The organism is Pelotomaculum sp. FP (assembly GCF_004369245.1).
GTDB lineage: Bacteria > Bacillota > Desulfotomaculia > Desulfotomaculales > Pelotomaculaceae > Pelotomaculum_C > Pelotomaculum_C schinkii.
This window is the reverse complement of the sequence record NZ_QFGB01000107.1, coordinates 1-4,526: the sequence shown is the minus strand read 5'-3', so window position 1 is coordinate 4,526 and position 4,526 is coordinate 1. Positions and strand designations below refer to the sequence as shown.

The following is a 4,526-nucleotide window of genomic DNA, read 5'->3' as shown; positions in this document are numbered from 1 at the left end:
GACCACCCTCTCAGACCCAGATATTGTAATTTTCTGGGCTTAGTTTGTTATATTCTTTTGTCTCGCATAATGAAATATTTTTTCCAATTCTTTTTTAAAGTGGGCTTGACATTTTACCGCTGGGCTTTTAGCCATGCTCTTGAGCATTTTTAATACATTGTTTCTTGCTATAGCCTTTAACCAGGACTCCAGCTTACCCGAATCTTTTAGCTGGTCAAAATTTTTGATAGCCTGAAAAATAGCTTCCTGGGCAGCCTCCTCGGCCATTGCATGATCATCGCAATATTTGTAGGCTGTATAGTATGCGGTTTTATAATAATTTTTATAAATAAACTCCGCTATATCATGACGAGTCTCATTTTTACCGAATAATTTAAAACGCAAGCAACTCGCCTCCCGTATTAGCTGGTAATAAGTAATAAGTTATAAATTACGACAAGCATTTGAAGAAACCTTTATGTTTATAAAAATATATTACACACGGTTTCAGGTCCATATTGATGCATATTGGTGAATAATGTCGAATCTCGTCTATCGATTTTCAAAAAAATATTGCTATTGATGTGCAACCTTTTTTAATATAAAAACTCTACTATATAGAAACAAATTTAAGGAGGATTTTTTATGAGAATACGCTGTCAACTTATGGTCACAGTTTCAATGTTGCTGTTTTTGCTGACGTCTGGCCTTGCCGAGGCAAAAAACGGACGGGCTACTCCACAAGCATTTAATTATTTATCAAAAGCCCAAAGCTTAATGTTTGTTAATGCCAATAACACCATCAGCGTTAAAGGAGAAACCGGTGCATACACCGACGTTGAAAAAATTGCGGTTACTGTATATCTGGAAAAGTACAACGGCAGCGGTTGGACTGTGGTAAAGAGCTGGGATAATTGCAATTACGACGATTCAAATGTCATTTACACAGGAACCTCGGGGACTCTTTCCCCTGGGACTTACAGGGTCAAAAGTTACCACCGAATAGATAATCATGGGACTGTTGAAACAACAAATTCCTATGCAAACCAGCAGACTATTTAAGTATTTTCGCATGACGCCTTTGTTCTTCTTTACAGATATTTATATATTACCATTAATAACATATTCTATGAATATAAAGAGGTGAATGACGTTAATCGTGATGGAGGGGCCTTTTTGGATATTAAAACACAATCTACAAGACTACGATATAAATTTCTATATTTTTAGGAGGGATAAGTCCAATGGGCCGAGTCAATTAAAAAATGTTTAAATAAAAGGAAAGGAGTTTCAGATTATTTGATAATAGTTTTTATATTGGCAGTTTTAGCAACTATATTTGTTATCTTTGGATTTATTCTTGCAAAAAAATACAGAACTGAGAGGGATTTTTGGATATTGGTTTTGGATGTATTTGTCTTCTTATGTAGTTTTTCATTTATTATGGCAGCATTAAAGTATACAATTCCAACACACATAAGATGATATATTATTTTTGCAGTATGCTCACAAAAAAAGGATTTGATGACAAAATGAGTTATTTGAACATTAAAAGGTTTATTGTGTATTTTCTTTATATCTTATTTGTAATTTACATAGTATTAATAGGATCAAACTATATTATTAAACTTAAAAATATAAGTGCTCAAATACATACTCCATACCCATCTCTTATTTTTATTGCAGTATTTCCTATTATAATCGGGATTTTACTCGCTTTACCACAATTTATAACAAACTTCAAAAAAGATGGTACCTGGTCTTTAGATTGGATAAAACTTATTTCAATAGGAGTGCCATCGCTATATATAACACTTATGCCACTTCTTTATTTTTCCCCCATCGAAAAACTTGTTAGTTATATTTTTCATGCTTTTAATAATTCACTAATACCTCAAATGGTAAGCGGAATTATACTTGGTTATAACACCCTGGTTGCATTTGAAAAAAAACAGAAAAACTCATAGCTAACTAGTACGCTGTTAACTCTTAAACTGTGGATAAAGCCGCTTTAATTTGGTTCTTGCATCATCGGTCGTGAATTGCCAGTCAACACCTTTTTGTTTTCCTTTTTCTACTCAAGAACAAGCAAAAGAAGATGTTACTATAACGCCACTAGGCACCAGCATACCAACTCAAGTATGGAATATCGTAGATAATGGGAGGTATAATTTTTCCGGAGTCTCCTACGGTTATCCACTGTATTCCAATTATAAGTTTATCGGCAAAACTAATTATACGATACGTGTCCAAAATAATGCGGCCACTAAATTGATTGTTACGGTCAAAAGCCCATTAAAGACATACAAGACTCAAACAATATGGCCAGACAATACTTCTATTTTTTCGGCTAGCGGAATGTCGTCTACTACACAATTTTATCTTCGTTTTGAAGGCGAGGGTGGCACAGACATGGATTTTAGCGGCTATATAGAATAATTATATAGCTTGTCCAAAGCCCCGAAATCCTATATATGGATTTTGGGGCTTTTCCCGATTTGTGATAGGTTATTTTTGTATTGGAGTATTTTTTATATGTCAAGTTTTATGTTGAAAATATTAGCATTGCTTTTTATGTTAATAGATCATATCGGAGTGTTTATTCCTCATTTTCCTGTATATCTTCGTTGGATAGGAAGACTCTCCGCGCCTATTTTTATATTTTGTTCTACCTGGGGTTTTACATATACAAGTAGTAAAAAAAAATATCTTATAAGGCTTTACGTTGCCGGTTTGGTCATGGCTATAATACAAGTTTGCATTAATATAGATAATAATTTTTTTAGATCCCTTTTTTCCATATGTATTATAACATTATTAATAGAATCCTATAGGAATAAAGATGGTAACTTTAAAAAATATTTATGTATCTATTTAACATGGCAAATTTTTATCATTGCTGTTTGTAACTTATTGCTAAGTACTGGATGGTTGTCAGAAGAATTTATCGGTTATTTTTTACCAGCACTGTTTGGTAGTATATTTAATTTGGAGAGTGGGCTGGTTTTCGTATGCTTAGGTATTTTAATATACCTAGCAAAAAACAAAAAAAAAGCATTGGCTATAGTATATTCAGGTTTTTGCATTACTTATTTCGCAGTCACAATAACATCATTTCTGCCGATTATTCTTGGAAAACTGAGTTGTTGGGGCCTCACTTTTTTATCTCATACCATCGAATATATACTGGATACGATAGTTGGCCTAAGCCCCATGAGTGTGGGAGGGTCAATGCTTTTCCAGAATTATCAGTGGATGATTATAATGGCTTTACCTTTTATACTTGCCTATAATGGGAAAAGAGGGATAAAAATGAAATACTTTTTCTATATATTTTATCCTGTTCATATAGTAATACTTTTTTATCTTGGAAATATATTACTTAGTCAACTTGCGTAAATATAATAAACCTTCCGGTTAAATCCTAGGCAATTATCGTTAATTATGGAAGTGAATCTAATTGAAAACAATCACTGTTGCCGTGTTAATTTGATTTCGTAACAAAAGCGCGAGAGTTAAATTGTTTTTCAACTGTATATTGGTCTGGTAAAATAGATTTCATAAAGACAGCCTTTCGTCTTGTTGAAATGGTTTTTGGTCAATTCTATTTTACCAAGACGAGGGTGTCTTTTGTTGTTTTCTGTTTAATTCAAGTTAATATATCAGACTGCCTTTCCTGAGTGGCTGGTATAGATAGCTATATGTCAACCACCAGGAAGGATACGTCAGTTGAATCATTGATTTGGCAATGATAAAATACAATTAATACCAACGCATATTTCACGGAGAGTTTGGAGTATTTTCTTTCAATATACTTTAGTGAGGAAAAGTGAGGTGTAGTCATAGATGAAAAAACTCTTTTTGCTTACCATGATTTTTTTATTGTTCCCGTCAATATCTTTGGCAAATGAAAACGAGCAGCAATACTCTCCGGCAAATGTGAATGTGATTGTAGATGGAAAACAGATCTTTTTTGACCAGGAGCCTGTTATTATTCAAAATAGAATCATGGTGCCGATACGCGCCATAGTAGAATCTCTTGGAGGCACCGTAGACTGGGAGGACCCCGGCCACATAATAGTCAACAAAGGGGAAATACAACTATATTTGAATGTTAATAGTAATGTAGCATCACTACCAGACCGAAGATTTTTTTATCTGGAACAGCCCCCTGTTATTGTCAATGGCCGTACGTTGGTATCAATTCGTTTTATTTCGGAAGCGATTAAATCAAATTTGACACTCCGCACGGCTGAAGCCGTGGGATTCTTGGGTGATTAAACCGAAGTGCATTTCTACTATCGGAGTATGACCCCAAGTTCAGGCTGTGCCATCAGCCCGTCCTAGTCCAGTGCATATAGCAGACTAGGCTGACAGACTGTTACCATCTGCCACAGTTGCAGAAATGATATTAATCGCGCCTAACCTGTCGCGATGTGTTTTATATCCACAACCGCATCTGTATTTTCTATCAATAGCTTTATTGAGTTCTCCACATACAGGGCATTTCTGGCTGGTATGTTTTGGGTTAACGTACTCAACCTTAA

8 protein-coding genes are annotated in these 4,526 nt (G+C 34.5%); 6 read left to right on the top strand and 2 right to left on the bottom strand.

Annotated elements, in window-relative coordinates:
- Positions 1-39: 39 nt before the first annotated feature.
- The gene (locus Psfp_RS20695; protein WP_192895570.1) at positions 40-384 is read right to left on the bottom strand and encodes a sigma factor; all 345 of its coding nucleotides are present in this window, start codon (positions 382-384) and stop codon (positions 40-42) included.
- Between the two features lie 261 nt (positions 385-645).
- Here Psfp_RS20695 and Psfp_RS20690 point away from each other — a divergent pair, with 261 nt between their 5' ends.
- The 6 genes from Psfp_RS20690 (at position 646) to Psfp_RS20670 (ending at position 4,260) form a co-directional block, all read left to right on the top strand.
- Complete coding sequence (locus tag Psfp_RS20690; RefSeq protein ID WP_192895569.1) at positions 646-1,041, top strand: DUF4458 domain-containing protein; 396 nt, start codon at positions 646-648, stop codon at positions 1,039-1,041.
- Positions 1,042-1,278: 237 nt separating this feature from the next.
- Complete coding sequence (locus Psfp_RS20685) at positions 1,279-1,464, top strand: hypothetical protein (protein ID WP_134220402.1); 186 nt, start codon at positions 1,279-1,281, stop codon at positions 1,462-1,464.
- Positions 1,465-1,511: 47 nt separating this feature from the next.
- Entirely contained in the window at positions 1,512-1,946 is a 435-nt protein-coding gene (locus Psfp_RS20680; protein ID WP_134220401.1) for a hypothetical protein, read from the top strand.
- A gap of 70 nt (positions 1,947-2,016) precedes the next feature.
- Positions 2,017-2,418, top strand: coding sequence for a hypothetical protein (locus tag Psfp_RS21375; RefSeq protein WP_153189573.1), 402 nt, complete (start codon positions 2,017-2,019; stop codon positions 2,416-2,418).
- A 96-nt stretch (positions 2,419-2,514) separates the two neighbouring features.
- Positions 2,515-3,378, top strand: coding sequence for a TraX family protein (locus Psfp_RS20675; RefSeq protein WP_134220400.1), 864 nt, complete (start codon positions 2,515-2,517; stop codon positions 3,376-3,378).
- 447 nt (positions 3,379-3,825) lie between these two features.
- Positions 3,826-4,260, top strand: coding sequence for a copper amine oxidase N-terminal domain-containing protein (locus Psfp_RS20670; RefSeq protein ID WP_134220399.1), 435 nt, complete (start codon positions 3,826-3,828; stop codon positions 4,258-4,260).
- A gap of 84 nt (positions 4,261-4,344) precedes the next feature.
- On the opposite strand, the gene Psfp_RS20665 is transcribed toward Psfp_RS20670, so the two are convergent.
- Positions 4,345-4,526: zinc ribbon domain-containing protein (locus Psfp_RS20665; RefSeq protein ID WP_153189572.1), on the bottom strand; the 182-nt coding region annotated here is incomplete at its 5' end.

Excerpts from the sequence above, each read along its gene's own strand:
- Psfp_RS20690 (WP_192895569.1), top strand. The coding sequence starts at position 646 with ATGGTCACAGTTTCAATGTTGCTGTTTTTGCTGACGTCTGGCCTTGCC.
- Psfp_RS20680 (WP_134220401.1), top strand. The coding sequence starts at position 1,512 with ATGAGTTATTTGAACATTAAAAGGTTTATTGTGTATTTTCTTTATATC.
- Psfp_RS20675 (WP_134220400.1), top strand. The coding sequence starts at position 2,515 with ATGTCAAGTTTTATGTTGAAAATATTAGCATTGCTTTTTATGTTAATA.
- Psfp_RS20670 (WP_134220399.1), top strand. The coding sequence starts at position 3,826 with ATGAAAAAACTCTTTTTGCTTACCATGATTTTTTTATTGTTCCCGTCA.